This window comes from Mesorhizobium sp. M2E.F.Ca.ET.209.01.1.1 (assembly GCF_004010375.2).
Lineage (GTDB): Bacteria > Pseudomonadota > Alphaproteobacteria > Rhizobiales > Rhizobiaceae > Mesorhizobium.
In genome coordinates this window covers 1-355 of the sequence record NZ_SADP02000517.1, presented here as the reverse complement: position 1 = coordinate 355, position 355 = coordinate 1, and the positions used below count along the sequence as shown (strand labels likewise).

1 pseudogene is annotated in these 355 nt (G+C 57.5%); it reads right to left on the bottom strand.

Annotated features, from left to right (window positions below):
• A pseudogene (locus EN852_RS36725) lies at positions 1-197 on the bottom strand (hypothetical protein); the annotation flags it as partial.
• Positions 198-355: the final 158 nt, after the last annotated feature.

Sequence of the window (355 nt, the reverse complement as noted above, 5' to 3'; positions counted from 1 at the left end):
TCGAGCCCGCCCCGCTCGGCCACCCACAAGTAGCGGACAAATTCCTCGGCGACCGCGGCGCCCAGTTCATGCGGCGGCAGCGGCTGCGGATTGAGTGCGACCCGCGCAAGCACACCCTGTGGTCCGCGCGGGATGACGTCGTAGATGGCGGGAAAGCGTTTCCCGATGATTGCCAGAAGCTTCTTGTTCAATTGCATAAGACCCCCTTCTGCGGGCGCTCTGTCACGCCAGCTGGTTTCGTCTAAGTTGCGCAATCAACATGGAAGTAGAGGCCGGCGGTGTATGTGAAAGCGATTACGCAACCGCCAACAATACTGCACTTGCCTTGTAAAATGCCGAATTCATAAAATATGAA